Source organism: Pseudomonas sp. JH-2, from assembly GCF_036231725.1.
Classification (GTDB): domain Bacteria; phylum Pseudomonadota; class Gammaproteobacteria; order Pseudomonadales; family Pseudomonadaceae; genus Pseudomonas; species Pseudomonas delhiensis.
This window is the reverse complement of record NZ_JAZAQP010000053.1, coordinates 22,378-45,669: the sequence shown is the minus strand read 5'-3', so window position 1 is coordinate 45,669 and position 23,292 is coordinate 22,378. Positions and strand designations below refer to the sequence as shown.

Below are 23,292 nucleotides of genomic sequence, written 5' to 3'. Positions count from 1 at the left end.
TGGAGCGGGAAACGAGACTCGAACTCGCGACCCCGACCTTGGCAAGGTCGTGCTCTACCAACTGAGCTATTCCCGCATCAACTTGTTGCAACCTCCAGCTTCTGGCCGGAGGGTAACGCCATTTCGCTTTCCGTTCACCGCCGGGGCGATGACCGAGAATCTGGAGCGGGAAACGAGACTCGAACTCGCGACCCCGACCTTGGCAAGGTCGTGCTCTACCAACTGAGCTATTCCCGCAATGGCGTCCCCTAGGGGACTCGAACCCCTGTTACCGCCGTGAAAGGGCGGTGTCCTAGGCCACTAGACGAAGGGGACGCGGCCCGGAACTTACAACATTCTTTCCGGCTTCTTCGCTTTGCCTTTCGGCTTTCGCGTCGAAGTGGCGCGCATTCTATGGAGCCTTTGGAGGGGCGTCAACCCTTCCGGAAAAAATTTTTTAAATCAAAGACTTCTGGTCAAATTTCGATCCGCCGCTATGAGCAGTGTCAGCGAGCCATTACACTCGGGAAAAATCCTTCAGGGAGTTTCCAAGGTGTCGCCACTCGTCATCACCGCCCTGGTCGTCGCCGGCATCGTCATTCTGATCGCCATCGTCTTCATCAACCAGCAGCTGGAAAACCGCAAGCTGGAGAAGGCCCGGGAGAAAGCCGACCTGCAGGATCGCTTCCGCCGCTGCGGCGCCATCGCCGAGAGCCTGCCCGGCCAGTTCATCTCCGCGGACCTCAAGCTGCTGCTCAGCCGTTTCGAACTCAGCCTGGGCGAACGCCTGCTCAAGCTGGAAAAGACGCCCCAGGTGGCCGAGCGCGTCGCCGAGCTCAACCGCCTGGTGGGCCAGGGCAGCGCCATCGAGGTGCGCAACGCCCCGCAGCTGATCCTCACCGAGGCCAAGGCCAAGGAAGTGCGCTTCCTCTTCGAGGGCCTGCACGCCCAGGTCAACCGCTTCGCCCAGGACGGACTGCTGCCGCGCAACGACGCCCAGCGCTGGCTGAAGGAAATCCGCCACCTGCTCACCCAGCTGCATATAGAGTTCTTCACCAACATCGGCCAGCAGGCGCTGCAGCAGAACCAGCCCCGCCAGGCCCGCCTGGCCTTCGAGCGCGGCGTACAGTACCTGCAGAAGCAGGCCGACCTGGGCCGCTACCAGGCCCAGCTGAAGCAGCTGGAACAGCAGCTCGAGCGCGCCAATGCCCTGGTCCTGGAAAGCAGCCAGCCCTCCCCCGAGGAAAACACCGAGCTGACCGAAGGCCTGAAGGCGCTGGACGAAGACGACATCTGGAAGAAGAAGAATCTCTACGACTGAGGAGACCCGCATGAGCCTGACCCTCTACGGCGCCGCCCTATCCCCCTTCGTCCGCAAGGTCCGCCTGTGCCTGGCGGAGAAGGGCCTGGACTACCAGCTGGAGAACGTCGACCCGTTCAACCCGCCGGACTGGTACGCCGACCTCAACCCGCTGCGACGCATCCCCGCCCTGCGCGACAGCGACGTCACCCTGGCCGACTCCAGCGTCATCTGCCACTACCTGGAAGACCGCGATCCCCAGGCCACGCCCCTGTGCGGCGGCAGCGCCGTGGCCCGCGCGCGGATCAGCTGGCTGGAAAAATACGCCGACTACGAAGTGGCGCCCCTGGCCACCTTCACCGTGTTCCGCAACCGCGTGCTCAAGCCGCTGATGGGCAAGCCGTGCGACGAGTCGGCGGTGGAAGGTGCGCTGCAGGAACGGCTGCCGCAGCACTTCGACTACCTGGAAGGCTGCCTGGGCGATGCCGACTACTTCGTCGACGACCGCCTCAGCCTGGCGGACATCGCCGTGGCCTGCCAGCTGGTGAACATGCGCCATGGCGGCGAAAGCCTGGATGCCGGGCGCTGGCCGCGCCTGGCCGCGCACTTCGAACGCATGCTGCAGCGCCCTGCCCTGCAGACGGTTCTCGAAGGCGAGGGGCGCATCATCGACAAAATCCGCGCCCGCATTGCCCAGGCGCCGGCCTGAACCAACCCACCGCCGGCCGGAACCTCGGTGCCCTACGGGGGATGGCGTGGGTGGCGTAGGGCGAATAACCGTTCGCGGTTATCCGCCGCCATCCGTGCCACCAGGATGTTCGACGTGGCCGGTGAATCCAATCGCGGACGGAGTCCGCTCCTACGTCCGTGCTGCCTGGAACCGTAGGAGCGGACTTTGTCCGCGATAGCCGGAGGTTCCGGCGCGGTTCGCGGATGAGATCCGCTCCTACGCCGCCCCCTGCAGGAGGGGCCGGCTCCGGTTCAGCAATCGGTCAGGCGCAGGAAGATCCCGGCCAGGTGCTCGATGCCGGCCTGGTCTTCGGCGCTGAAGCGGCCGATGCTCGGGCTGTCCAGGTCAAGCACGCCGATCAGCCGGCCGTCCTTGACCAGCGGCACCACCAGTTCGCTGTTGGAGGCGCTGTCGCAGGCGATGTGCCCGGGGAACGCGTGCACGTCTTCCACCCGCTGCGTCTGGCGGGTGCGCGCCGCGGCGCCGCACACGCCCTTGGCGAAGGGGATGCGCACGCAGGCCACCTTGCCCTGGAACGGTCCCAGCACCAGCTCTTCGTCCCTGTTCAGGTAGAAGCCGGCCCAGTTCAGGTCGCCCAGTTCGTGGAACAGCAGGGCGGCGAACTGCGAGGCGTTGGCGATGAAGTCGCGCTCGTCGGCGAACAGCGCCTCGGCCTGCGCCGCCAGCAGCGCGTAGCCACCCAGCCCGGCGCCGGTTCGTTGCAGGTCGATCATGGTTCTTCTCCTTCGAGCAGTTGGCGGCCCACCCAGTAGCGGGCGAATTGATAGGCACAGCGGCCGTTGCGGTTGCCGCGCCCGAGGGCCCAGCGGATGGCTTCCTTCTCCAGCGGTTCGTCCCAGGTGAAGGCCAGCGCGGACCTGCCGGCCAGCACCTCCACCCAGTGCCGTACCACCTCCAGGAAATGCTCCTGGGTGAAGGGGTAGAACGACAGCCACAGGCCGAAACGGTCGGACAGGGCGATCTTGTCCTCCACCGCCTCGCTGGGGTGCAGTTCGCCGTCGACCATCTTCCAGTTCTCGTTGTCGCTCTGCTTTTCCGAGACCAGGTGGCGGCGGTTGGAGGTGGCGTACAGCAGGACGTTCTCCGGGGCCTGCTCCAGCGAGCCGTCGAGCACGCTCTTGAGCACCCGGTAGTCGCCCTCGCCGGCGTCGAACGAAAGGTCGTCGCAGAACAGCACGAAGCGCTGCGGCAGGCCCTGCAGTTGCTCCACCACCCGCGGCAGGTCGGCCAGGTGGTCGCGCTCGATCTCGATCAGGCGCAGCCCGTCGTGGGCCAGCGCGGCCAGCAGCGCGCGTACCAGCGACGACTTGCCGGTGCCGCGGGCGCCCCACAGCAGGGCGTGGTTGGCCGGCTTGCCGGCGACGAACTGGCGGGTGTTGCGGGCCAGCTGCTCGCGCTGCTTGTCCACGCCCAGCAGGTCGTCCAGGCGCAGGTCGAGGTTCACCTGCAGCGCCTGCAGGTAACCGCTGCGGCCATCGCGGTGCCAGCGGGCGGCCAGGCAGCGCTGCCAGTCGATGGGCTCGCGCAGCGCCGGGAGCAACGGCTCCAGCCGGGCCAGCACGTTTTCCGCGCGGGCCAGGAAATCATTCAGACGGGAATCCACGGCTTTCTCCCAGGAGTCTTCAGCGTACCGACGCTGGTATTCGGTCATGTCACAGAGATGGCATCGCCTCTGCCGACAGCCTATCGGCTTGGGCTATGCTAGGCGCCAGAAAAGCACTCTCGAGGCGAAGTCCCGCACCTCATGGATATTGCGCTTACCCATCGCCTCTCGTTCAAGCAGGCCAGCCTGACGGTGCTGGTCGCCTTCATCCTCGGCACCCTGCTCAGCCTCATCCAGGTGGGCGTCGATTATGCCAGCCAGGACGCCTCCATCAACCGCGAAGTACGCGCCCTGCTGGACGTCAGCCACAACCCGGCGGCGCGCATCGCCTACAACATAGACGCCGAACTGGCCCAGGAACTGGTGGTGGGCCTGCTGCGCTCGCCGGCGGTGATCCGCGCGGAGATCATCGACAGCGCCGACGTCGCCCTGGCCAGCGCCGGCCGGCCGCCGGCGGAGAGCCGCCTGCGCCCGCTCAGCGACTTCCTCTTCGGGCACATGCGCGTCTACGAGGAGCCGCTTTATATAGAACACCAGCCCCGGGAATCCCTCGGCGTGCTGCGCCTGGAGATCGACACCTTCGTCTTCGGCAACGACTTCCTGCGCCGCGCCGGCATGACGCTGATCTCCGGCTTCGTCCGCAGCCTGCTACTGTCGCTGATCCTCCTGGTGCTGTTCTACGGCCTGCTGACCAAGCCGCTGGTGAGCCTGATCGAGGTCCTCGCCCGCCACGACCCGCGCTCGCCCACGCGCCTGCGCCTGCCCTGCCCCCACGGCCACGAGCGTGACGAGATCGGCGTGCTGGTGGAGGTGACCAACCGCCAGCTCAGCCATATCGCCGTGGAGATGGAACAGCGCCGCGAGGCCGAGGACCGCCTGACCCGCTACCTGGCCGAGCTGGAGAACATAGTGGCGGCGCGCACCGCCGAGCTGAAGGCGGCCAACGCCCGGCTGACGCAGTCCAACCAGCAACTGGAAAGCGCTCGCCTCAACGCCCTGGACATGGCCCAGGCCCGCGCCACCTTCCTGGCCAACATGAGCCACGAGATCCGCACCCCGCTCAACGGCCTGCTGGGCATGCTCGGCCTGGCCCTGGACGGCCCGCTGAGCCCGGAGCAGCGCCAGCAGCTGTCCATCGCCCACGACTCGGGCAAGGTGCTGGTGGACCTGCTCAACGACGTGCTCGACCTGTCCAAGTTCGAGTCCGGCCAGCTGGAGCTGGAGAAGATTCCCTTCGACCTCGCCACCCTGGTGGAAGACACCGCCAGCCTGCTGTCGCAGAACGCCGCCCCGGCGGTGGAGCTGACCTGCCTGGTCAGCCCCGAACTGCCGGCGCAGCTGGAGGGCGACCCGACGCGGGTGCGGCAGATCGTCAGCAACCTGCTGTCCAATGCCCTCAAGTTCACCCGCCTGGGCCGCGTCGACCTGCGCGTCGAACCCTGGGAGGACGGTGTGCGCATCAGCGTCCGCGACACCGGCATCGGCATCGCCCCCGACGCCCTGCAGCGCATCTTCCAGCCCTTCACCCAGGCCGACGCCGGCATCACCCGCCAGTTCGGCGGCACCGGCCTGGGCCTGGCGCTGACGCGCAAGCTCTGCGAGGCCATGCAAGGCGAGCTGAGCGTCAGCTCGCAACCGGGCCTGGGCAGCGAGTTCGCCGCGACCCTGCCGCTGCCCGCCCTGGGCCCCGCGCAGGCGCTGGAGCCCCTGAGCGGCAAGGTGGTTGCACAGTGCCCGGCCAACAGCGGCCTGGCCGAGCTGTTGCAGGCCTGGCTGCCGCGCTGGGGCCTGGACTACCGGCGCCTGGACATCGACGCCAGCCTGGTGGGCGTGGAGCTGGACGTGCTGCTGTCCGACTGCCCGGACTGCCTGGTCGGCCTGCGCCGGCACCTCAAGGACCGCCCGGTGCTGCTGGTCACTGCCTACGGCAGCTTCGTCGAGGCCGAGCTGGCGCAGCAGCTGGCGCCCCTGCGCCAGCTGGCCCGCCCGCTCAGCCGCGCCACCCTGCACCAGGCCCTGGAGCAGGCCCTGCGGCGCCAGGCCCTGCAGGCCCAGCGGCAGGCGCCGGGCAAGGCCCCGGAACAGTTCGCCGCGCGCGTGCTGCTGGTGGAGGACAACCCGGTCAACCAGTTGGTGGCCAGGGGCCTGCTACAGAAGCTCGGCTGCCGGGTGCGGGTCGCCGCCGACGGCGAGGAGGCCCTGGCCGCCCTGGCCCAGGAAGACTTCGAGCTGGTACTGATGGACTGCAACATGCCGGTGATGGACGGCTACGAGGCGACCCGCCTGATCCGCCAGGAGCCGCGCTGGAAGGACCTGCCGGTGATCGCCCTGACCGCCAACGCGCTGCCCGACGAGCGCGAGCGCTGCCGCCTGGCCGGCATGGACGACTACCTGGCCAAGCCCTTCCACCGCGACGAGATGGCGGCGATGCTGGAACGCTGGGCCCAACCCCGGCTGAATGCCTGAGGCCGGCGGCGCCTCAGGGTTCCAGCGCCAGCAGTTGCCCGAGCAGGTCGTCCAGGCGAACGCGCAGCTCGCCCATGGCGTCGAGGTCCAGGCCGCTGGCGCACAGCAGCGCCTCGCGCAGCGGCGCCACCTTCTCGCGCAGGGCGATGCCCTCCCCGCTCAGGCCCAGGTGCACCTCGCGCTCGTCCTGCCGCGCCCGGCGGCGCTGTACCAGGCCGAGCTGCTCCAGGCGCTTGAGCAGCGGCGTGAGGGTGCCGGAGTCGAGCAGCAGGCGCTCGCCCAGGGCCTTCACGGTCGGCTGCGCGGGCGGGCGGTCCTGCCATTCCCACAGCACCAGCATCACCAGGTACTGCGGGTAGGTCAGGCCGAGGGCGTCGAGCATCGGCCGGTAGCCGCGGATGATCGCCCGCGAGGCGGCGTACAGGCGGAAGCACAGCTGGTTGTCCAGCAGCAGCGCCTGTTCCGGTTCGCGGCGGCTCATCGCAGCAGCGCTTCGATCTCGGCGGCGAGTTCCTCCGGCTTGGTCAGCGGAGCGAAGCGCTTGACCCGGCTGCCGTCGCCGCTGACCAGGAACTTGGTGAAATTCCACTTGATGCCCTGGCTGCCCAGCACGCCCGGCGCGCGCTTCTTCAACTGCACGTAGAGCGGGTGGGCGTCGGCGCCGTTGACGTCGATCTTCCTGAACAGCGGGAAGCTGACGCCGAAGTTCAGCTCGCAGAACTGCGAGATCTCGCCCTCGTCGCCCGGCTCCTGCTTGCCGAACTGGTTGCAGGGGAAGCCCAGCACCACCAGGCCCTTGTCGCGGTACTGCTCCCACAGTGCCTCCAGGCCCTTGTACTGCGGGGTGAAACCGCACTTGCTGGCGGTATTCACCACCAGCAGCGCCTTGCCGCCGAAATCGGCCAGGGTCTTCTGCTCGCCCTTGATGGTCGTGCAGGGGATGTCCAGCAGTACGTCGCTCATGGAAATGGCTCCGGAGAAGTGGGGGTGCGAGCAAGATAGCGCCCAATTAAATTGCACACAATTTATTTCTGCCGAAAAAAGGCCCGCTGGTGACCAGCGGGCCTCGCGCCACTCAGGCCCCGTCGCGCGGCACCAGCTTCAGCGACGCCGAGTTGATGCAGTAGCGCAACCCGGTCGGCCGCGGCCCGTCGGGGAAGACGTGGCCCAGGTGGGCTTCGCAGGCGGCGCAGCGCACCTCGATGCGGTGCATGCCGTGGCTGAAGTCCTCCAACTCGGCGATGGCCTGCTTCGACACCGGCTGGAAGTAGCTCGGCCAGCCGCTGCCGGAATCGTACTTGGCGTCCGAGTCGAACAGCGCCGCGCCGCAGCACACGCAGTGGTAGATGCCGGGGGTCTTGGTCGCGTAGTACTCGCCGGTGAAGGCGCGCTCGGTGCCGCCCAGGCGGCAGACGTGGAACTGCTGTTCGTCGAGCTCCTCGCGCCAGCTTTCCAGGGGCTTCTCGATCTTTTCCATCGTTGTACCTCGCAAGCTTGAAAAAAGCCCGTCCGCGCCCTTTCGCGGAAAACGGGCCGCACGTATGATGCGTGACGTCATCGCCGGATGCAGAATCTGCCGCTCAAGGGATCATCGACGATAAAAAAGCCTTTTTATGGGCTTTTTTTCGTTCGTTTCTCCGTCAACCAGGCGTTTTTTCAGTTTAACCGCCAGGACGCGCGACATTCCGCACCTCGTATTGACGCCAGTCTGTCACCCGCGTTACAGCCTGCCAAGCCGGGCCCGGCCGCGGGAACCTTCATTTCGGGAACGCCACATCATGCAGGTCAGCAAATCGAACAAGCTCGCCAACGTCTGCTACGACATCCGCGGGCCGGTGCTCAAGCACGCCAAACGCCTGGAAGAGGAAGGCCATCGCATCCTCAAGCTGAACATCGGCAACCCGGCGCCGTTCGGTTTCGAGGCCCCCGACGAAATCCTCCAGGACGTCATCCGCAACCTGCCCACGGCGCAGGGCTACAGCGACTCCAAGGGCCTGTTCAGCGCGCGCAAGGCGGTGATGCAGTACTACCAGCAGAAGCAGGTGGAAGGCGTCGGCATCGAGGACATCTACCTGGGCAACGGCGTCTCCGAGCTGATCGTCATGGCCCTGCAGGCGCTGCTCAACAACGGCGACGAGGTGCTGATCCCGGCGCCCGACTACCCGCTGTGGACCGCCTCGGTATCGCTGGCCGGCGGCAAGCCGGTGCACTACCTGTGCGACGAGCAGGCGGGCTGGTTCCCCGACATCGCCGACATGCGGGCCAAGATCACCAGCAACACCAAGGCCCTGGTGCTGATCAACCCGAACAACCCCACCGGCGCGGTCTATTCCAGGGAAGTGCTGCTGGACATCGTCGAGCTGGCGCGCCAGCACAACCTGGTGATCTTCTCCGACGAGATCTACGACAAGATCCTCTACGACGACGCCGTGCACATCTCCACCGCCTCCCTGGCGCCGGACGTGCTCTGCCTGACCTTCAACGGCCTGTCCAAGGCCTACCGGGTGGCCGGCTTCCGCTCCGGCTGGATCGCCATCTCCGGGCCCAAGCACAAGGCCCAGAGCTACATCGAGGGCCTGGACATCCTGGCCAACATGCGCCTGTGCGCCAATGTGCCCAGCCAGCACGCCATCCAGACCGCCCTGGGTGGCTACCAGAGCATCAACGACCTGGTGCTGCCCGGCGGCCGCCTGCTGGAACAGCGCAACCGCGCCTGGGAGCTGCTCAACGACATCCCCGGGGTCAGCTGCGTCAAGCCCATGGGCGCGCTCTACGCCTTCCCGCGCATCGACCCCAAGGTCTGCCCGATCCACAACGACGAGAAGTTCGTCCTCGACCTGCTGCTGTCCGAGAAGCTGCTGATCGTCCAGGGCACCGCCTTCAACTGGCCGTGGCCGGACCATTTCCGCGTGGTCACCCTGCCCCGCGTCGACGACTTGGAACAGGCCATCGGGCGCATCGGCAGCTTCCTCGGGAGCTACCGCCAGTAACCATGGACCTGCAGATAGACGACTTCTACAAGGACGCCGCCGCCGGGATGCTCCTGCTCTACCAGGCCTTCCCGCGCAAGGTCGCCCTGTACGTGGAAGACCTCATCGGCCGCGAGGAGCACGACGAGTTCGGCCTGCCCAGCAAGCGCCACCAGGCCTGCCTGGGCGCGCTGCTGTGGCTGGCCGAGGAAGGCTACCTTCGCTACGACGGCTGCATCCGCCACGAAGCCCTGGACCAGGCCGTGCTCAGCGAAAAGGGCTTCCTGCGCCTGAGCCGCGCCCTGCCCCGCGATAGCGCCGACGATCCGCAGCTGCCCGCCAGCGTGCGCCGCCAGCAGGCCACCCTCGCGCAGCAATTGCGCGACGCGCTGGCCGATGCGCATAGCGAGCGCATCGCGCGCCTGGCCCGGCTACTCTTCGAGTACGGTGGCGTGGAAAAAGAGACATAGTTTGAAATAGTCCCCACGTTGAATCGCCTAGGGGCCGACCGCATATACCCCGCATAATCCAGCCCGGCCCCGGAGCGCGCACGCCCGGGGCATCGGCGTGCCCCTGCGCGCCGTGCGCCCAAGTCGCGAGGAGAAGTCTTACCCATGATGCGCATCCTGCTGTTCCTGGCCACCAACCTGGCGGTCGTGCTCGTCGCCAGCATCACCCTGAGCCTGCTCGGCTTCAACGGGGTCATGGCCGCCAACGGCATCGACCTCAACCTGCAAGCGCTGCTGGTCTACTGTGCCGTCTTCGGCTTCGCCGGCTCGATCATCTCACTGTTCCTGTCCAAGTGGATGGCCAAGACCACCACCGGCACGGAAATCATCAGCCAGCCGCGCACCCGCCACGAGCAGTGGCTGCTGCAGACCGTCGAGCAGCTCTCGCGCGAAGCCGGCATCAAGATGCCCGAGGTGGGGATCTTCCCGGCCTACGAGGCCAACGCCTTCGCCACCGGCTGGAACCGCAACGACGCCCTGGTGGCCGTCAGCCAGGGCCTGCTCGAGCGCTTCTCGCCGGATGAAGTGCGCGCGGTGCTCGCCCACGAGATCGGCCACGTGGCCAACGGCGACATGGTCACCCTGGCCCTGGTGCAGGGCGTGGTGAACACCTTCGTCATGTTCTTCGCGCGCATCTTCGGCAACTTCGTCGACAAGGCGGTGTTCAAGACCGAGGAGGGCCGCGGCCCGGCCTACTACATCGCGACCATAGTCGCGGAGCTGGTGCTGGGCATCCTCGCCAGCATCATCGTCATGTGGTTCTCGCGCCGCCGCGAGTTCCGCGCCGACGCCGCCGGCGCCCACCTGGCCGGCAGCAACGCGATGATCGCCGCGCTGCAGCGCCTGCGCGCCGAACAGGGCGTGCCGGTGCACATGCCCGACAGCCTGACCGCCTTCGGCATCAACGGCGGGCTCAAGCATGGCCTCGCCGGCCTGTTCATGAGCCACCCGCCGCTGGAAGAACGCATCGAGGCGCTGCGCAACGCCGCGCGCTGATCGCGCCGATAAAGCAGAAGGGCGGCCCCGGGGCCGCCCTTCTGCTTTTCAGTCCCGGTGCAAGCGGAACACCACTTCTTCCAGGCGCTTCACCCCGCGGTCGAGGAACTTCCAGTTCTCGCCCAGCACGTCCAGGCGCTCCAGTTCCACGACCTGCCACTGCGAGAAGCGCGTCCTCACTTCATCCGCCAGCACCGCGAACGGCGGCCCGGACATCTGCTCCTGGGGGTATTCCAGGGTGACGAGCAGGCCCTCCAGCGGCCGCGGCAGGATGGCGGCCAGGTGCCGCGCGTAGTCCTCGCGCATGTCCGGCGGCAGGGCGATGAGCGCGGCCCGGTCGTAGAGCGCCTGGCAATCGGCCAGGTGTTCGGCCGCCAGGTCGAAGAAATCGCCCTGGAGGATCTCGACGTTGCCATGCCGATAACTGCACAGCGCACCCCGCTGCTCCACCTCGGGCTGCCAGCCCTGCTCGGCGAAGAAGTCCTTCACCGCGCGCTCGGCCAGCTCCACCCCCAGCACCCGGTAGCCCTGCTCCGCCAGCCAGACCAGGTCGCGCGACTTGCCGCACAGCGGCACCAGCACCCGCGCGCCCCGCGGCAGGGCCAGCGTCGGCCAGTGGCGAACGAGGTAGGGGTTGACCTCGGCGAGGTGGAAACCGATTTCGTTGCGCGACCAGCGCGCCTGCCAGAAGTCTTCGTGCATGGGCTCCATTCCTGCTGCGGTGCAGGCCGGATTGCCTGCACGGAATCGACGGAGCGGCTCCGCCGGGTGCCCATGATCGCCCAGCGGGGCGTCTGCCGCTAGCGACCGCGCAGCAACGCCGGCCGCAGCGGCCAGTGCAGCCAGCCGTGGCGCACGGCCGGCTCATGCCGCTCGACCACCCCCAGGCTCACCCGCCCCGAGCGGATGCGGCGAACGATGAGCTCGGTACCGTCGGCGAGCACGAGACGGTCGCCTTCCCGGAGGATCAGCTCTTGCCTGAAGGTTTGCATGGATGGGACCTCGAACGCTGGAAACGACGACTGCATCGCGGGGCGCGCAGTATCTCCGCCCCCACCCCTCAGTCAAAGAGAAGCAGGCCGCAACTTGCTGTAGCTCTTTTCAGAGGATAGATGGCTTTGCGACGCAGCCTGCAAAACCACCTCGGCAACCGTCTTCGCCAAGGGCAGACAGTGGCTTGGAGCGGCCACTGGCCATCCAGGTTCAACCCGATCGTCGCCTCGGGCACAGCCTGGCGGCATCGAATTGACGGATGGTTATGGTCGAAAACCCATACTGGATTTCGATCTATCGCAGCGGGAACATAACGCCATCACTTTGGAGGTGCTCCATGCTCCCTACCCTGTTCATATCCCACGGCTCCCCCATGCTGGCGCTGGAACCCGGCGCCAGCGCGGCGCCGCTCAAGCGCCTGGCCGACGAGCTGCCCCGGCCGAAGGCGATCCTGGTGGTATCGGCGCACTGGGAAACGCCGGACCTGCGCGTCACCGCCAGCCCGCGGCCGGAGACCTGGCATGACTTCTACGGTTTCCCCCGCGCCCTCTACGAGGTCCAGTACCCCGCCCCCGGCGCGCCCGAGCTGGCCCGGCGGGTCGTCGAACTGCTGGCCAGCCGGCAGATCCCGGCCAGCCTCGACGCCGAGCGGCCGCTGGACCACGGCGCCTGGGTCCCACTGAGCCTGATGTACCCGGCCGCGGACATCCCGGTGCTGCAGCTGTCGCTGCCCAGCCGCCTCGGCCCGCGCCTGCAGGACCACGTCGGCAAGGCTCTGCGCCAACTGCGCGAAGAGGGCTTCCTGCTGATCGGTTCGGGCAGCATCACTCACAACCTCGGCGAACTGGACTGGCACGCCGGCCCCGACGTGGTCGAGCCCTGGGCCCAGGCCTTCCGCGACTGGATCGTCGAGAAGCTCGCGAGCGACGACGAAGCCGCGCTTTTCGACTATCGCCAGCAGGCCCCGTCGGCAGCGCGCAACCACCCCAGCGAAGAACACCTGCTACCGCTGTACTTCGCCCGCGGTGCCGGCGGCCCCACCATGCGCGTCGAGCACGCCGGCTTCACCCTGGGAGCGCTCGGGATGGATATCTACCGTTTCGGTTGAGTGCGCCCCCCACAAGGGCACCGCAAGCGGATAACGCTTCGCCGGGAGGCACCGCGCGAGGAAAACCGTAGGGCGCATAACCGTTCGCGGTTATCCGCCGTTGGCCCGCGCTCCATGGCCATGAAGGTGCCAGGTGAGCGCCCCGATCGGCGGATAACGCTTCGCGTTATTCGCCCTACGCGCCCGCCGGGAGGCACGGCATTTCCCTTCGCGGATGAACGGCACCCCAATGAAAAAGGCGGAGCAGGTCACCCTGCTCCGCCTTTTTTCACACCAGGTGGATCAGTACTTCTCCACCTTGGCCTGGTCGTTCAACTGGCGACGGAAAGCGGCGAAGTCTTCCTGGCCGCTGCGCGAGGCGAGGAACTGGCGGTACATGGCCTTCTCCTGGTCGCTCAGGGTGGCGCCCGGCTCGCTGACGCCGTTCAGGCGCACCAGCACGTAGTCGCCATTACCCAGGGTCACACCGGCGAAGGTCGGTTGCCCGGCCTTGGCCGGACGCGCCATGCGGAACACTTCCTGGAGCAGCAGCGGGTCGACGCCCTCCTGGCCACGGGAAGCGGCTTCCACCACTTTCCAGGTCTGGCCGTTCTGGGCCTGGGCCAGCGGCGTCTTGCCATCGCGCAGGCCTGCCAGCAGGGCTTCGCCCTGTGCCTTGGCGGCGTCGGCGGCATGCTGGCGCTGCAGCACTTCGCGGATGGAAGCGGTGACTTCCTCCAGGGTCTGCTGCTGCGGCTTATGGTGCTCCTTGACGCGCAGCACAACCACGGTCTCCGGGTCCAGCTCGATGGCGCCGCTGTTGGCGCCGTCTTCCAGCACCTCGGTGCTGAAGGCAGCCTGGATGACCTGGCGGTTGGCGGCGACGCCCTCGCCGCCTTCGCGGCCGAAGGGCTTGCTGGTCTCGACCTTCAGGCCCAGTTCCTGGGCCGGCTGGGCCAGGTCGGAGGCCTCGTAGGCGGAGCTTTCCAGCTGCTTGGTGGCGTCGACGAAGCGCTGCTCCACCAGTTGGCTCTTCAGGTCCTGTTCCAGCTTGGGCTTCAGGCTGGCGAAGCTCGGGACTTCCGGCGCCTGCACGCCGAGCAGCTTGACCAGGTGCCAGCCGTACTGGGTACGCACCGGCTCGGACACGTCGCCCTTGGCCTTCAGGCCATAGAGCGCATCCTCGAAGGCCGGGTCGTAGACGCCACGGCCGGCGTAACCCAGGTCACCGCCATTGCCGGCGGAGCCGATGTCGTTGGACTGCTCCTTGGCCAGCTTGGCGAAGTCCTCGCCCTTGGCCAGGCGCGCCTTGATCTCCTCGATCTTGGCCTTGGCCTGGGCATCGCTCTGCTTGGCGTTGACCTCGATGAGGATGTGCGCGGCGTCGCGCTGCTCGGAGAGGCCGGCGACTTCCTTCTGGTACTGGGCCTGCAGGTCCTCGTCCTTGGCGACGACCTGGTTGAAGAAGGACGACTTCTTCAGCTCGATGTAGTCGATCACCACCTGGTCCGGGCTCATGAACTCGGCCTTGTGGGCGTCGTAGTAGGCTTTGATGTCGGCATCCTCGACCTTGGCCTTGGACGGATCGGCCTTGAAGGTCAGGGTGGCGAAGTCGCGGGTCTGCTTCTCCAGGCGGGCGAAGGCCTGCAGTTCGTTGTCGGTGACGAAGCCGGAACCGGCGATGCCGGCGCGCAGTTGGCCGATGAGCATTTCCTGCTCGAGCATCTGGCGGAACTGCATGCGGGTGTAGCCGTTCTGGCGCAGTGCCTGGTCGAACTTGTCGGAGTTGAACTTGCCGTCGAGCTGGAACTCGGGGGTCAGCAGGATCAGTTGGTCGACCTGCTGCTGGGTGAAGGAGAACTTGTCGTTCTGTGCAGCCTGGAGCAACAGCTTGCGCTCGATCAGGCCCTTGAGTGCGGCGTCCTTGAGCAGCTTGTCGTCCAGGGTCGAGGCATCGAAGTCCTTGCCCAGGCGCTGCTGCAGCTGGCGGCGCTGCATTTCCTGAGCCTGCTGCAGCTCGGGGATGCTGATGTCGTCGCCATTGACCTTGGCAGCGACATTCTCGTGATGGGTAGCCCGGATGATGGCATCGAAACCGGTCAGCGCCATCAGCACGACGATGACACCGATGATGGTCTTGGCGATCCAGCCCTGGGAATTGTCCCTGATGTTTTGCAGCATGCGGCCCCCAAAAGCGGCCACGCACCTGCCGTCAGTGGCGGCGAGGCGTGGGTATTTAATATGCGGATATGAGAAAGGCGCATCCGAGGATGCGCCTTCTCGTAACGGGCGGAGCTAGCGAGCCTTGGCCCGCGACCCCCGGCGATGCGGGATGGTAACCCATCCCGAGCGCCGCTCCGCGGCCGATCCGACGCTAGGTCGGACCGGACAGGTCAAGACCGGAAAGACGCTTAGTTGACAGCATCCTTCAGGGCTTTACCGGCTTTGAAGCCCGGGATCTTAGCGGCAGCGATCTTGATCGGCTTGCCGGTTTGCGGGTTGCGACCGGTGCGGGCAGCACGCTCTTTGACAGCGAAGGTGCCGAAGCCAACCAGTACGACGGAGTCACCCGCCTTCAGGGCGCCAGTGACGGACTCGATTACCGCGTCCAGAGCGCGACCGGCAACAGCTTTCGGGATATCAGCAGATGCGGCAATTGCATCGATCAGTTCCGACTTGTTCACTCTAAGTCCCCTTATTTCTGTTGAGTATGTTTCTATGTGTTAGGTGTAAGCAAAAGCAGGTGCTGGTTTGCCAACTGACAAAGCAAGTGCCGCTTTATAACAAGGGCCCAAAAACAGTGTCAAGAAAGCCCCCCGGCTAATGCGTGCTGATTCGCTCCTTGGAATCAGACTCGCGTTTTTCATCCTTTGCAACCATCTCGGGAGCCGCATCGGGCAAGGGCTCCGGCGTGTATTGCAGCGCAATTTGCAGGACCTCGTCAATCCATTTAACCGGTTTAATAACGAGATCTGCCTTAATGTTATCCGGAATTTCCTTGAGATCACGGACATTTTCTTCCGGGATGATCACGGTTTTGATTCCCCCGCGGTGGGCCGCCAGAAGTTTTTCCTTGAGCCCGCCGATGGCCAGCACCTGGCCGCGCAGGGTGATCTCGCCGGTCATGGCGACGTCCGCGCGCACCGGGATCTGGGTGATCGCCGAGACCAGCGCGGTGCACATGCCGATGCCGGCGCTGGGGCCGTCCTTGGGCGTGGCGCCTTCCGGGACGTGGATGTGGATATCGTGTTTTTCGTGGAAGTCCGCCGGAATTCCCAGACTTTTCGCACGACTACGAACGACGGTCAGCGCAGCGGTAATGGACTCCGCCATCACGTCGCCCAGCGAACCGGTCTTGGTCAGCGCACCCTTGCCGGGGACGATGGCCGACTCGATGGTGAGCAGTTCGCCGCCCACCTGGGTCCAGGCCAGCCCGGTGACCTGGCCGATCTGGTCCTGCTGCTCGGCCAGGCCGTAGCGGAACTTGCGCACGCCCAGGTAGTTCTCGAGGGTCTCGGTAGTCACCTTGGCCTCGATGCGCCGGGCCTTGGTCCCCTCCTTCACCGCCTTGCGGCAGACCTTGGCGATCTGCCGCTCCAGGCTGCGCACGCCCGCCTCGCGGGTGTAGTAGCGGATGATGTCGCGGATGGCCGCCTCGTCGAAGGTCAGCTCGCCCTTCTTGAGACCATTGGCCGCAGTCTGCTTCGACACAAGATATTTCGAGGCGATGTTGACCTTCTCGTCCTCGGTGTAGCCCGGCAGGCGGATGACTTCCATGCGGTCCAGCAGCGGGGCCGGGATGTTCATGGAGTTGGCCGTGCAGAGGAACATCACGTCCGAAAGGTCGTAGTCCACTTCCAGGTAGTGGTCGTTGAAATTGTGGTTCTGCTCCGGGTCCAGCACTTCCAGCAGGGCCGAGGCCGGGTCGCCGCGCATGTCGCTGCCCATCTTGTCGATCTCGTCGAGCAGGAACAGCGGGTTGCGCACGCCCACCTTGGTCATCTTCTGGATCAGGCGGCCGGGCATGGAGCCGATGTAGGTGCGGCGGTGGCCGCGGATCTCGGCCTCGTCACGCACGCCACCCAGGGCCATGCGCACGAACTTGCGGTTGGTGGCGCGGGCGATGGACTCGGCCAGCGAGGTCTTGCCCACGCCGGGCGGGCCGACCAGGCAGAGCACCGGGCCCTTGACCTTCTTCACGCGCTTCTGCACGGCGAGGTACTCGAGGATGCGCTCCTTGACCTCGTCCAGCCCGTAGTGGTCGGCATCGAGGATATCCTCGGCCTTGGCCAGGTCGTGGCGCACCTTGCTCTCGGCCTTCCACGGCACGTTCACCAGCCAGTCGATGTACGAGCGCACCACGGTGGCCTCGGCGGACATCGGCGACATCTGCTTGAGCTTGTTCAGCTCGGCGTTGGCCTTGGCCAGCGCCTCCTTGGTCAGGCCGGCGGCGTCGATGCGCTTCTTCAGCTCCTCGACCTCGTTGTGGCCCTCGTCGATGTCACCCAGTTCCTTCTGGATGGCCTTCATCTGCTCGTTCAGGTAGTACTCGCGCTGGCTGCGCTCCATCTGCTTCTTCACGCGGCCGCGGATGCGCTTCTCGACCTGCAGCAGGTCGATCTCGGCATCCAGCATGGCCAGCACGTGCTCGACGCGGGCGGCCAGCTCGGTGATCTCGAGGATTTCCTGCTTCTGCTCGATCTTCAGGGCCATGTGCGCGGCCATGGTGTCGACCAGGCGGCCCGGCTCGTCGATGCTGTTCAGCGACGACAGCACTTCGGCCGGAACCTTCTTGCCCAGTTGCACGTACTGCTCGAACTGGCTCAGCAGGCTGCGGATGAAAACCTCGGACTCGCGCTCGCCGACCGGCGCCTCGTCGATGATCGACACTTCGGCGCGGCAATGGGCGTCCTCGTCGATGAAACGCTCGACATGGCCACGCTGCTCGCCCTCCACCAGGACCTTCACGGTGCCGTCGGGCAGCTTCAGCAGCTGCAGCACGGTGGCCACGGTGCCCATGCGGTACAGGCCGTCTTCGCCCGGGTCGTCGTCGGCGGGGTTCTTCTGCGCCAGCAGGAGGATCTGCTTGTCGCTGGTCATCGCGGCCTCCAGGGCCTCGATGGATTTCTCGCGCCCCACGAACAGGGGAATGACCATGTGCGGATAGACCACTACGTCACGCAGGGGAAGCAGGGGCAACTCGACGAGTGTTTTCATGATATTCGGCTCTACAGCGGCACTTGGCCAAAAAAGATGGGGTTAGACCCTTGGGCCTAAGATGGGGTTAGGCCAGGGAAAAAACAAGCGCGGTAGACGGGAAGGAAAAAGGGGCCCGAAGGCCCCCTTTTCTTTTATGCCTCAGGCGCAGCCTTGGCAGGCTGCTCGCTGTTCTCGTAGATCAGCAGGGGCTGGGACGAGCCGTCGATGACGCTCTCGTCGATGACCACCTTGCTGACCTCGGTCTGCGAGGGGATTTCGTACATGGTGTCGAGCAGGATACCTTCGAGGATCGAGCGCAGGCCACGGGCGCCGGTCTTGCGCTCCAGGGCCCTGCGGGCCACGGCCTTGAGGGCGTCCGGGCGGAACTCCAGGTCCACGCCTTCCATCTCGAACAAGCGGGCGTACTGCTTGGTGAGGGCGTTCTTCGGCTCGGTGAGGATCTGCATCAGCGCCGCCTCGTCGAGTTCGTCGAGGGTGGCGATGATCGGCAGGCGGCCGACGAATTCCGGGATCAGGCCGAACTTGACCAGGTCTTCCGGCTCCACCTCGCGCAGCGCCTCGCCGACCTTCTTGCCCATGTCCTGGCTGCGAACCTCGGCACTGAAGCCGATGCCGCCCTTGGTGGAGCGGTTCTGGATGACCTTCTCCAGGCCGGCGAACGCGCCACCGCAGATGAACAGGATGTTGCGGGTATCGACCTGCAGGAACTCCTGCTGCGGGTGCTTGCGGCCGCCCTGGGGCGGAACCGAGGCGACGGTGCCCTCGATCAGCTTCAGCAGGGCCTGCTGCACGCCTTCGCCGGACACGTCACGGGTGATGGACGGGTTGTCCGACTTGCGCGAGATCTTGTCGATCTCGTCGATGTAGACGATGCCCATCTGGGCCTTCTCTACGTCGTAGTCGCACTTCTGCAGCAGCTTCTGGATGATGTTCTCGACGTCCTCGCCCACGTAACCGGCTTCGGTCAGGGTGGTGGCGTCGGCGATGGTGAAAGGCACGTTCAGCAGGCGCGCGAGGGTCTCGGCGAGCAGGGTCTTGCCCGAGCCGGTCGGCCCGATCAGCAGGATGTTGCTCTTGCCCAGCTCGACGTCGTCCTTGCGGTCGCGCTGATTCAGGCGCTTGTAGTGGTTGTAGACCGCTACCGCCAGGGTTTTCTTCGCACGTTCCTGGCCGATCACATACTGATCGAGGATGGAACGGATCTCTTTCGGCGCCGGAAGCTTGTGCGCGCTACTCTCCGCCTGTGCTTCCTGCACCTCCTCGCGGATGATGTCGTTGCACAGGTCGACGCACTCGTCGCAGATAAAGACCGAGGGGCCGGCAATCAACTTGCGCACTTCGTGCTGGCTCTTGCCGCAGAAGGAGCAATACAGCAGCTTGCCGTTGTCCTCGCCGTTGCGGGTGTCAGTCATTAGATCGTTCCAGTCGGATAGGCTTGAAACACAAGATGAAGGCAAATGCGGGCATTTTCAAGCCCGCGAAACGGCCGGTCGCCCGGCCGTGTTCGAGCGGAAAGACTCAGGCGGCCGAGGGGCGCTGAGTGTAAACCTGATCGATCAGACCATACTGCACCGCTTCCTCGCCGCTCATGAAGCGGTCGCGGTCGGTGTCGCGGGCGATCACGTCCAGCGGCTGGCCGGTATGGTGCGCCAGCACCTGGTTCAGGCGCTCCTTGATGAAGAGGATTTCCTTGGCGTGGATCTCGATGTCCGAGGCCTGGCCCTGGAAGCCGCCCAGCGGCTGGTGGATCATCATCCGCGAGTGCGGCAGGCAGTAGCGCTTGCCGGCGGCGCCGCCCGCGAGGAGCAGCGCGCCCATGCTGCAGGCCTGGCCGACGCAGATGGTCGACACGTCCGGCTTGATGAACTGCATGGTGTCGTAGATGGACATGCCGGCAGTCACCGAACCACCCGGCGAGTTGATGTACAGGTGGATGTCCTTGTCCGGGTTCTCGGCTTCGAGGAACAGCAGCTGGGCCACCACCAGGTTGGCCATGTAGTCCTCGACCTGGCCGACCAGGAAGATGATCCGCTCCTTCAGCAGGCGCGAATAGATGTCGTAGGAACGCTCACCGCGGGCGGACTGCTCCACCACCATCGGCACCAGACCACCGGCGGCCTGGATGTTCGGAACTTGCGGCATGAAGGTATTCGGCATGTCCGACGATCACTCCCTAATGAAATAGATATGTCTCAAAGACATAAGCCAGCCCGAGGGCTGGCTTATGACGATCGAACGAAGGGTTGGATCAGGCCGCTACAGGAGCTTCAGCAGGCTTGACCGCGTCTTCGTAGGATACCTGCTTATCGGTCACTTTGGCCTTCTGCAGGACAGTATCTACAACTTGTTCTTCCAGTACAACCGAGCGCACTTCGTTCAGCTGCTGGTCGTTCTTGTAGTACCAGGCGACCACTTGCTCGGGCTCCTGGTAGGCCGAAGCCATCTCTTCGATCATCTCGCGAACGCGGGCTTCATCGGCCTTCAGCTCGTGCTGCTTGACCAGCTCGGCGACGATCAGGCCCAGGACCACGCGACGCTTGGCCTGCTCTTCGAACAGCTCGGCCGGCAGTTGCTCGGGCTTGATGTTGCCGCCGAACTGCTGGACGGCCTGCACGCGCAGACGGTTCACTTCGTTGCCGATCAGGGCCTTGGGCACGTCGATCGGGTTGGCGGTCACCAGACCTTCCATCACCTGGTTCTTCACCTTGGACTTGATGGCCTGGCGCAGCTCGCGCTCCATGTTCTTGCGAACTTCGGCGCGGAAGCCTTCCAGGGTGCTCTCCTTGATGCCGAACAGGGCGAAGAACTCTTCGGTCAGTTCCGGCAGCTTGGGCTCGCTGACGCTGTTCACGGTGACGCTGAACTCGGCGGCCTTGCCGGCCAGGTCGAGGTTCTGGTAGTCCTCGGGGAAGTTCAGGGTGAGCACGCGCTCTTCACCGGCCTTGGCGCCGACCAGGCCTTCTTCGAAGCCCGGGATCATGCGGCCGGAGCCCAGCACCAGCAGGGTGCCCTTGGCCGAACCGCCGGCGAAGGCTTCGCCGTCGATCTTGCCGACGAAGTCGATGTTCAGCTGGTCGTCGTTCTGCGCGGCGCGCTCGACGGCCTCGAAGCGGGTGTTCTGCTTGCGCAGGATTTCCAGCATGTTGTCGACGTCGGCGTCGGCCACGTCGGCCTGCAGGCGCTCGACCTCGATGCCGTCGAAGCCGGCGACCTGGAATTCCGGGAAGACTTCGAAGGTGGCCACGTATTCCAGGCCCTTCTCCTTCTCGAATACCTTCGGCTCCACCGACGGGGCGCCGGCCGGGTTCAGCTTCTGCTCGACCACGGCTTCGTAGAAGGTTTCCTGGATCAGGTCACCGAGGGCTTCCTGACGAGCGGCGGCTTCGTAGCGCTGGCGGATCACGCTCATCGGCACCTTGCCGGGACGGAAGCCGGGAACCTTGGCGCGACGAGCGGTCTGCTGCAGACGCTTGTTGACTTCGGTCTCGATGCGCTCGGCCGGCACGCCAACGGTCATGCGGCGCTCAAGAGCGGAGGTGCTTTCAACGGAAACTTGCATGGATATTCCTCGTGGCACAGACGTAAGCCGGTCCTTCCGGCTCCCAGAATCAAGGGCAAGCATTCTAGTCACAAGAAATGCAGAAGTCACCCAGGCTGAAAGCGGCGGAAATACTCGGGCTGCGAGAGCTTCTGGAAAAGAATGGTGCGGACGGAGAGACTCGAACTCTCACAGCTTGCGCCACCGGAACCTAAATCCGGCGTGTCTACCAATTTCACCACGTCCGCAGGGAACCGCAGAAACGAAAACGCCAGGCTCTAGGCCTGGCGCTTCGGAATATGGGGTGGACGATGGGAATCGAACCCACGACACCAGGAGCCACAATCCTGTGCTCTACCAACTGAGCTACGCCCACCATATTACACGCTTTACCGCACGCCATAATGGCGCACCCGGCAGGACTCGAACCTGCGACCATCCGCTTAGAAGGCGGATGCTCTATCCAGCTGAGCTACGGGCGCTTTAGTGGCTGCAACCCTTGCTAAGCAGATCAGTGGAAACCACTGAACCGGTTTGCACCGCCTGCTGTTCTTGCTTCAGGCTGTGCTCGGCAAGCGGGGCGCATGTTAGCGACGAGCCCTACCCTCGTCAACGGTTTTTTCAAAAAAATTTCAAAGAGATAAAGGAGTTACGGCAAATCAGCGGACGCCCGCCTTTGCCTTATGTGGGCGGCGTGCGAAAATGCGCGTCCTTTTTTCCCCGTCTCTATGGTTGCTCCTCCGACATGACCGCAAAACTGATCGACGGCAAAGCGATCGCCGCCAGCCTCCGCCAGCAGATAGCCCAACGCGTCGCCGAGCGCCGCCAGCAAGGGCTGCGCATCCCCGGCCTGGCGGTGATCCTGGTCGGCAGCGATCCGGCATCCCAAGTCTACGTCGCGCACAAGCGCAAGGATTGCGAGGAAGTGGGCTTCCTGTCCCAGGCCTACGACCTGCCGGAAAGCACCACCCAGGAAGAACTGCTGGCCCTGATCGACCGACTGAACGCCGACCCGGCGATCGACGGCATCCTGGTGCAGCTGCCCCTGCCCGCCCACCTGGACGCCTCGCAGCTGTTGGAGCGCATCAACCCGGACAAGGACGTGGACGGCTTCCACCCGTTCAACGTCGGCCGCCTGGCCCAGCGCATCCCGCTGCTGCGCCCCTGCACCCCGAAGGGCATCATGACTCTGCTGCAGAGCACCGGCGCCGACCTGTACGGCATGGACGCGGTGATCGTCGGCGCCTCCAACATCGTCGGCCGCCCCATGGCCCTGGAGCTGCTGCTGGCCGGTTGCACCGTGACCGTCACCCACCGCTTCACCCGCGACCTGGCCGAGCACGTGCGCCGCGCCGACCTGGTGGTGGTGGCCGCCGGCAAGCCGGGCCTGGTCAAGGGCGAGTGGATCAAGGAAGGCGCCATCGTCATCGACGTCGGCATCAACCGCCAGGCCGACGGCCGGCTGGTGGGCGACGTGGAATACGAGGTGGCGGCCGAGCGCGCCAGCTGGATCACCCCGGTGCCGGGCGGCGTAGGCCCCATGACCCGCGCCTGCCTGCTGGAGAACACCCTGTACGCCGCGGAAGAGCTGCACAAGTAACCAGCCCTGCCCCGACGCAGAAAAGGCCGCATCAGCGGCCTTTTTTTCATGGCGAAACCATTGCCTCCCGGCAACCTGTAGGAGCAGGCCCTGCCTGCGATTCGCGCGCAGGGCGCGCTCCTACAGGGGATAGCGCGCCGGAACGCCCGGCCATCGCGGACAAGGTCCGCTCCTACGCTGCGGGCGGGCGCGGCTTCTCGTAGGAGCGAGCTTGCTCGCGAATGAGCCCCGCAGCGGAGTCCGTTCGCGAGCAAGCTCGCTCCTACGAAGAGCATCTCGGC

At 65.6% G+C, this 23,292-nt stretch carries 20 protein-coding genes, 6 tRNA genes and 1 pseudogene; 8 read left to right on the top strand and 19 right to left on the bottom strand.

Annotated elements, in window-relative coordinates; translation table 11 throughout:
* The 3 genes from VV867_RS26340 to VV867_RS26330 all read right to left on the bottom strand — a co-directional run bounded on the left by VV867_RS26340 (position 1) and on the right by VV867_RS26330 (position 315).
* Positions 1 to 76, bottom strand: a tRNA-Gly gene (locus VV867_RS26340).
* 85 nt (positions 77 to 161) lie between these two features.
* Positions 162 to 237: transfer RNA gene (locus VV867_RS26335), tRNA-Gly, on the bottom strand.
* Positions 238 to 239: 2 nt separating this feature from the next.
* A tRNA-Glu gene (locus tag VV867_RS26330) sits at positions 240 to 315 on the bottom strand.
* Positions 316 to 532: 217 nt separating this feature from the next.
* Here VV867_RS26330 and VV867_RS26325 point away from each other — a divergent pair.
* Both VV867_RS26325 and VV867_RS26320 read left to right on the top strand, forming a co-directional pair.
* Positions 533 to 1,300, top strand: a complete 768-nt coding sequence (locus VV867_RS26325) for a hypothetical protein (RefSeq protein ID WP_109936346.1) — start codon at positions 533 to 535, stop codon at positions 1,298 to 1,300.
* 10 nt (positions 1,301 to 1,310) lie between these two features.
* Positions 1,311 to 1,988, top strand: coding sequence for a glutathione S-transferase family protein (locus VV867_RS26320; protein ID WP_328567974.1), 678 nt, complete (start codon positions 1,311 to 1,313; stop codon positions 1,986 to 1,988).
* A gap of 272 nt (positions 1,989 to 2,260) precedes the next feature.
* On the opposite strand, the gene VV867_RS26315 is transcribed toward VV867_RS26320, so the two are convergent.
* Together VV867_RS26315 and VV867_RS26310 are read right to left on the bottom strand one after the other, a co-directional pair.
* Positions 2,261 to 2,743 (bottom strand): GAF domain-containing protein, encoded by a 483-nt coding sequence (locus VV867_RS26315; protein ID WP_328567973.1) that lies wholly within the window; start codon positions 2,741 to 2,743, stop codon positions 2,261 to 2,263.
* On the bottom strand, positions 2,740 to 3,633 hold the full coding sequence (locus VV867_RS26310; RefSeq protein ID WP_275627131.1) for an ATP-binding protein: 894 nt from the start codon (positions 3,631 to 3,633) through the stop codon (positions 2,740 to 2,742). The genes VV867_RS26315 and VV867_RS26310 overlap by 4 nt, the downstream gene beginning before the upstream one ends.
* Before the next feature lie 95 nt (positions 3,634 to 3,728).
* Here VV867_RS26310 and VV867_RS26305 point away from each other — a divergent pair.
* Positions 3,729 to 6,099, top strand: a pseudogene (locus VV867_RS26305) (ATP-binding protein).
* 13 nt (positions 6,100 to 6,112) lie between these two features.
* Here the strand turns inward: VV867_RS26305 and VV867_RS26300 are convergent.
* The 3 genes from VV867_RS26300 to msrB form a co-directional block, all read right to left on the bottom strand.
* Positions 6,113 to 6,580, bottom strand: a complete 468-nt coding sequence (locus VV867_RS26300) for a MarR family winged helix-turn-helix transcriptional regulator (protein ID WP_328567972.1) — start codon at positions 6,578 to 6,580, stop codon at positions 6,113 to 6,115.
* Positions 6,577 to 7,062 carry a glutathione peroxidase gene (locus VV867_RS26295; protein ID WP_328567971.1) on the bottom strand — a complete coding sequence of 162 codons (486 nt, stop codon included), beginning with the start codon at positions 7,060 to 7,062 and terminating at the stop codon, positions 6,577 to 6,579. Before VV867_RS26295 ends, VV867_RS26300 begins: the two co-directional genes overlap by 4 nt.
* A gap of 112 nt (positions 7,063 to 7,174) precedes the next feature.
* Positions 7,175 to 7,576 carry a peptide-methionine (R)-S-oxide reductase MsrB gene (gene msrB, locus VV867_RS26290; RefSeq protein WP_109936341.1) on the bottom strand — a complete coding sequence of 134 codons (402 nt, stop codon included), beginning with the start codon at positions 7,574 to 7,576 and terminating at the stop codon, positions 7,175 to 7,177.
* Positions 7,577 to 7,877: 301 nt separating this feature from the next.
* Between msrB and VV867_RS26285 the strand changes: the two genes are divergently transcribed.
* From VV867_RS26285 to htpX, 3 genes are all read left to right on the top strand, one after another.
* Entirely contained in the window at positions 7,878 to 9,089 is a 1,212-nt protein-coding gene (locus VV867_RS26285) for a pyridoxal phosphate-dependent aminotransferase (RefSeq protein ID WP_089391675.1), read from the top strand.
* A 2-nt stretch (positions 9,090 to 9,091) separates the two neighbouring features.
* Positions 9,092 to 9,538, top strand: coding sequence for a hypothetical protein (locus tag VV867_RS26280; protein WP_328567970.1), 447 nt, complete (start codon positions 9,092 to 9,094; stop codon positions 9,536 to 9,538).
* 144 nt (positions 9,539 to 9,682) lie between these two features.
* Positions 9,683 to 10,573 (top strand): protease HtpX, encoded by an 891-nt coding sequence (gene htpX, locus VV867_RS26275; RefSeq protein ID WP_328567969.1) that lies wholly within the window; start codon positions 9,683 to 9,685, stop codon positions 10,571 to 10,573.
* A gap of 48 nt (positions 10,574 to 10,621) precedes the next feature.
* Here the strand turns inward: htpX and VV867_RS26270 are convergent, their stop codons facing one another.
* Positions 10,622 to 11,275 carry a thiopurine S-methyltransferase gene (locus VV867_RS26270; RefSeq protein WP_328567968.1) on the bottom strand — a complete coding sequence of 218 codons (654 nt, stop codon included), beginning with the start codon at positions 11,273 to 11,275 and terminating at the stop codon, positions 10,622 to 10,624.
* 98 nt (positions 11,276 to 11,373) lie between these two features.
* Complete coding sequence (locus VV867_RS26265) at positions 11,374 to 11,565, bottom strand: hypothetical protein (RefSeq protein ID WP_146219654.1); 192 nt, start codon at positions 11,563 to 11,565, stop codon at positions 11,374 to 11,376.
* A gap of 338 nt (positions 11,566 to 11,903) precedes the next feature.
* Between VV867_RS26265 and VV867_RS26260 the strand changes: the two genes are divergently transcribed.
* Positions 11,904 to 12,674 carry a DODA-type extradiol aromatic ring-opening family dioxygenase gene (locus tag VV867_RS26260; RefSeq protein WP_328567967.1) on the top strand — a complete coding sequence of 257 codons (771 nt, stop codon included), beginning with the start codon at positions 11,904 to 11,906 and terminating at the stop codon, positions 12,672 to 12,674.
* A gap of 282 nt (positions 12,675 to 12,956) precedes the next feature.
* Here VV867_RS26260 and VV867_RS26255 read toward each other — a convergent pair whose 3' ends face one another.
* The 9 genes from VV867_RS26255 to VV867_RS26215 all read right to left on the bottom strand — a co-directional run bounded on the left by VV867_RS26255 (position 12,957) and on the right by VV867_RS26215 (position 21,893).
* Complete coding sequence (locus VV867_RS26255; protein WP_275627136.1) at positions 12,957 to 14,834, bottom strand: SurA N-terminal domain-containing protein; 1,878 nt, start codon at positions 14,832 to 14,834, stop codon at positions 12,957 to 12,959.
* 230 nt (positions 14,835 to 15,064) lie between these two features.
* A complete protein-coding gene (hupB, locus tag VV867_RS26250) occupies positions 15,065 to 15,337 on the bottom strand; it encodes a nucleoid-associated protein HU-beta (RefSeq protein WP_003087931.1) in 273 nt (90 codons plus the stop codon).
* A gap of 136 nt (positions 15,338 to 15,473) precedes the next feature.
* Complete coding sequence (lon, locus tag VV867_RS26245) at positions 15,474 to 17,870, bottom strand: endopeptidase La (protein ID WP_109936334.1); 2,397 nt, start codon at positions 17,868 to 17,870, stop codon at positions 15,474 to 15,476.
* A 134-nt stretch (positions 17,871 to 18,004) separates the two neighbouring features.
* Positions 18,005 to 19,285: an ATP-dependent Clp protease ATP-binding subunit ClpX gene (gene clpX, locus VV867_RS26240; protein WP_109936333.1), complete on the bottom strand. Its 1,281-nt coding sequence runs from the start codon at positions 19,283 to 19,285 to the stop codon at positions 18,005 to 18,007.
* 106 nt (positions 19,286 to 19,391) lie between these two features.
* Complete coding sequence (gene clpP, locus VV867_RS26235) at positions 19,392 to 20,030, bottom strand: ATP-dependent Clp endopeptidase proteolytic subunit ClpP (RefSeq protein ID WP_009623460.1); 639 nt, start codon at positions 20,028 to 20,030, stop codon at positions 19,392 to 19,394.
* Positions 20,031 to 20,121: 91 nt separating this feature from the next.
* On the bottom strand, positions 20,122 to 21,432 hold the full coding sequence (gene tig, locus VV867_RS26230; RefSeq protein WP_275627137.1) for a trigger factor: 1,311 nt from the start codon (positions 21,430 to 21,432) through the stop codon (positions 20,122 to 20,124).
* Positions 21,433 to 21,574: 142 nt separating this feature from the next.
* A tRNA-Leu gene (locus VV867_RS26225) sits at positions 21,575 to 21,659 on the bottom strand.
* Between the two features lie 52 nt (positions 21,660 to 21,711).
* Positions 21,712 to 21,787 (bottom strand) — tRNA-His (locus tag VV867_RS26220).
* Positions 21,788 to 21,816: 29 nt separating this feature from the next.
* Positions 21,817 to 21,893: transfer RNA gene (locus tag VV867_RS26215), tRNA-Arg, on the bottom strand.
* 263 nt (positions 21,894 to 22,156) lie between these two features.
* Here VV867_RS26215 and folD point away from each other — a divergent pair.
* Entirely contained in the window at positions 22,157 to 23,011 is an 855-nt protein-coding gene (gene folD, locus VV867_RS26210) for a bifunctional methylenetetrahydrofolate dehydrogenase/methenyltetrahydrofolate cyclohydrolase FolD (protein WP_109936331.1), read from the top strand.
* The last annotated feature ends 281 nt before the right edge of the window (positions 23,012 to 23,292 follow it).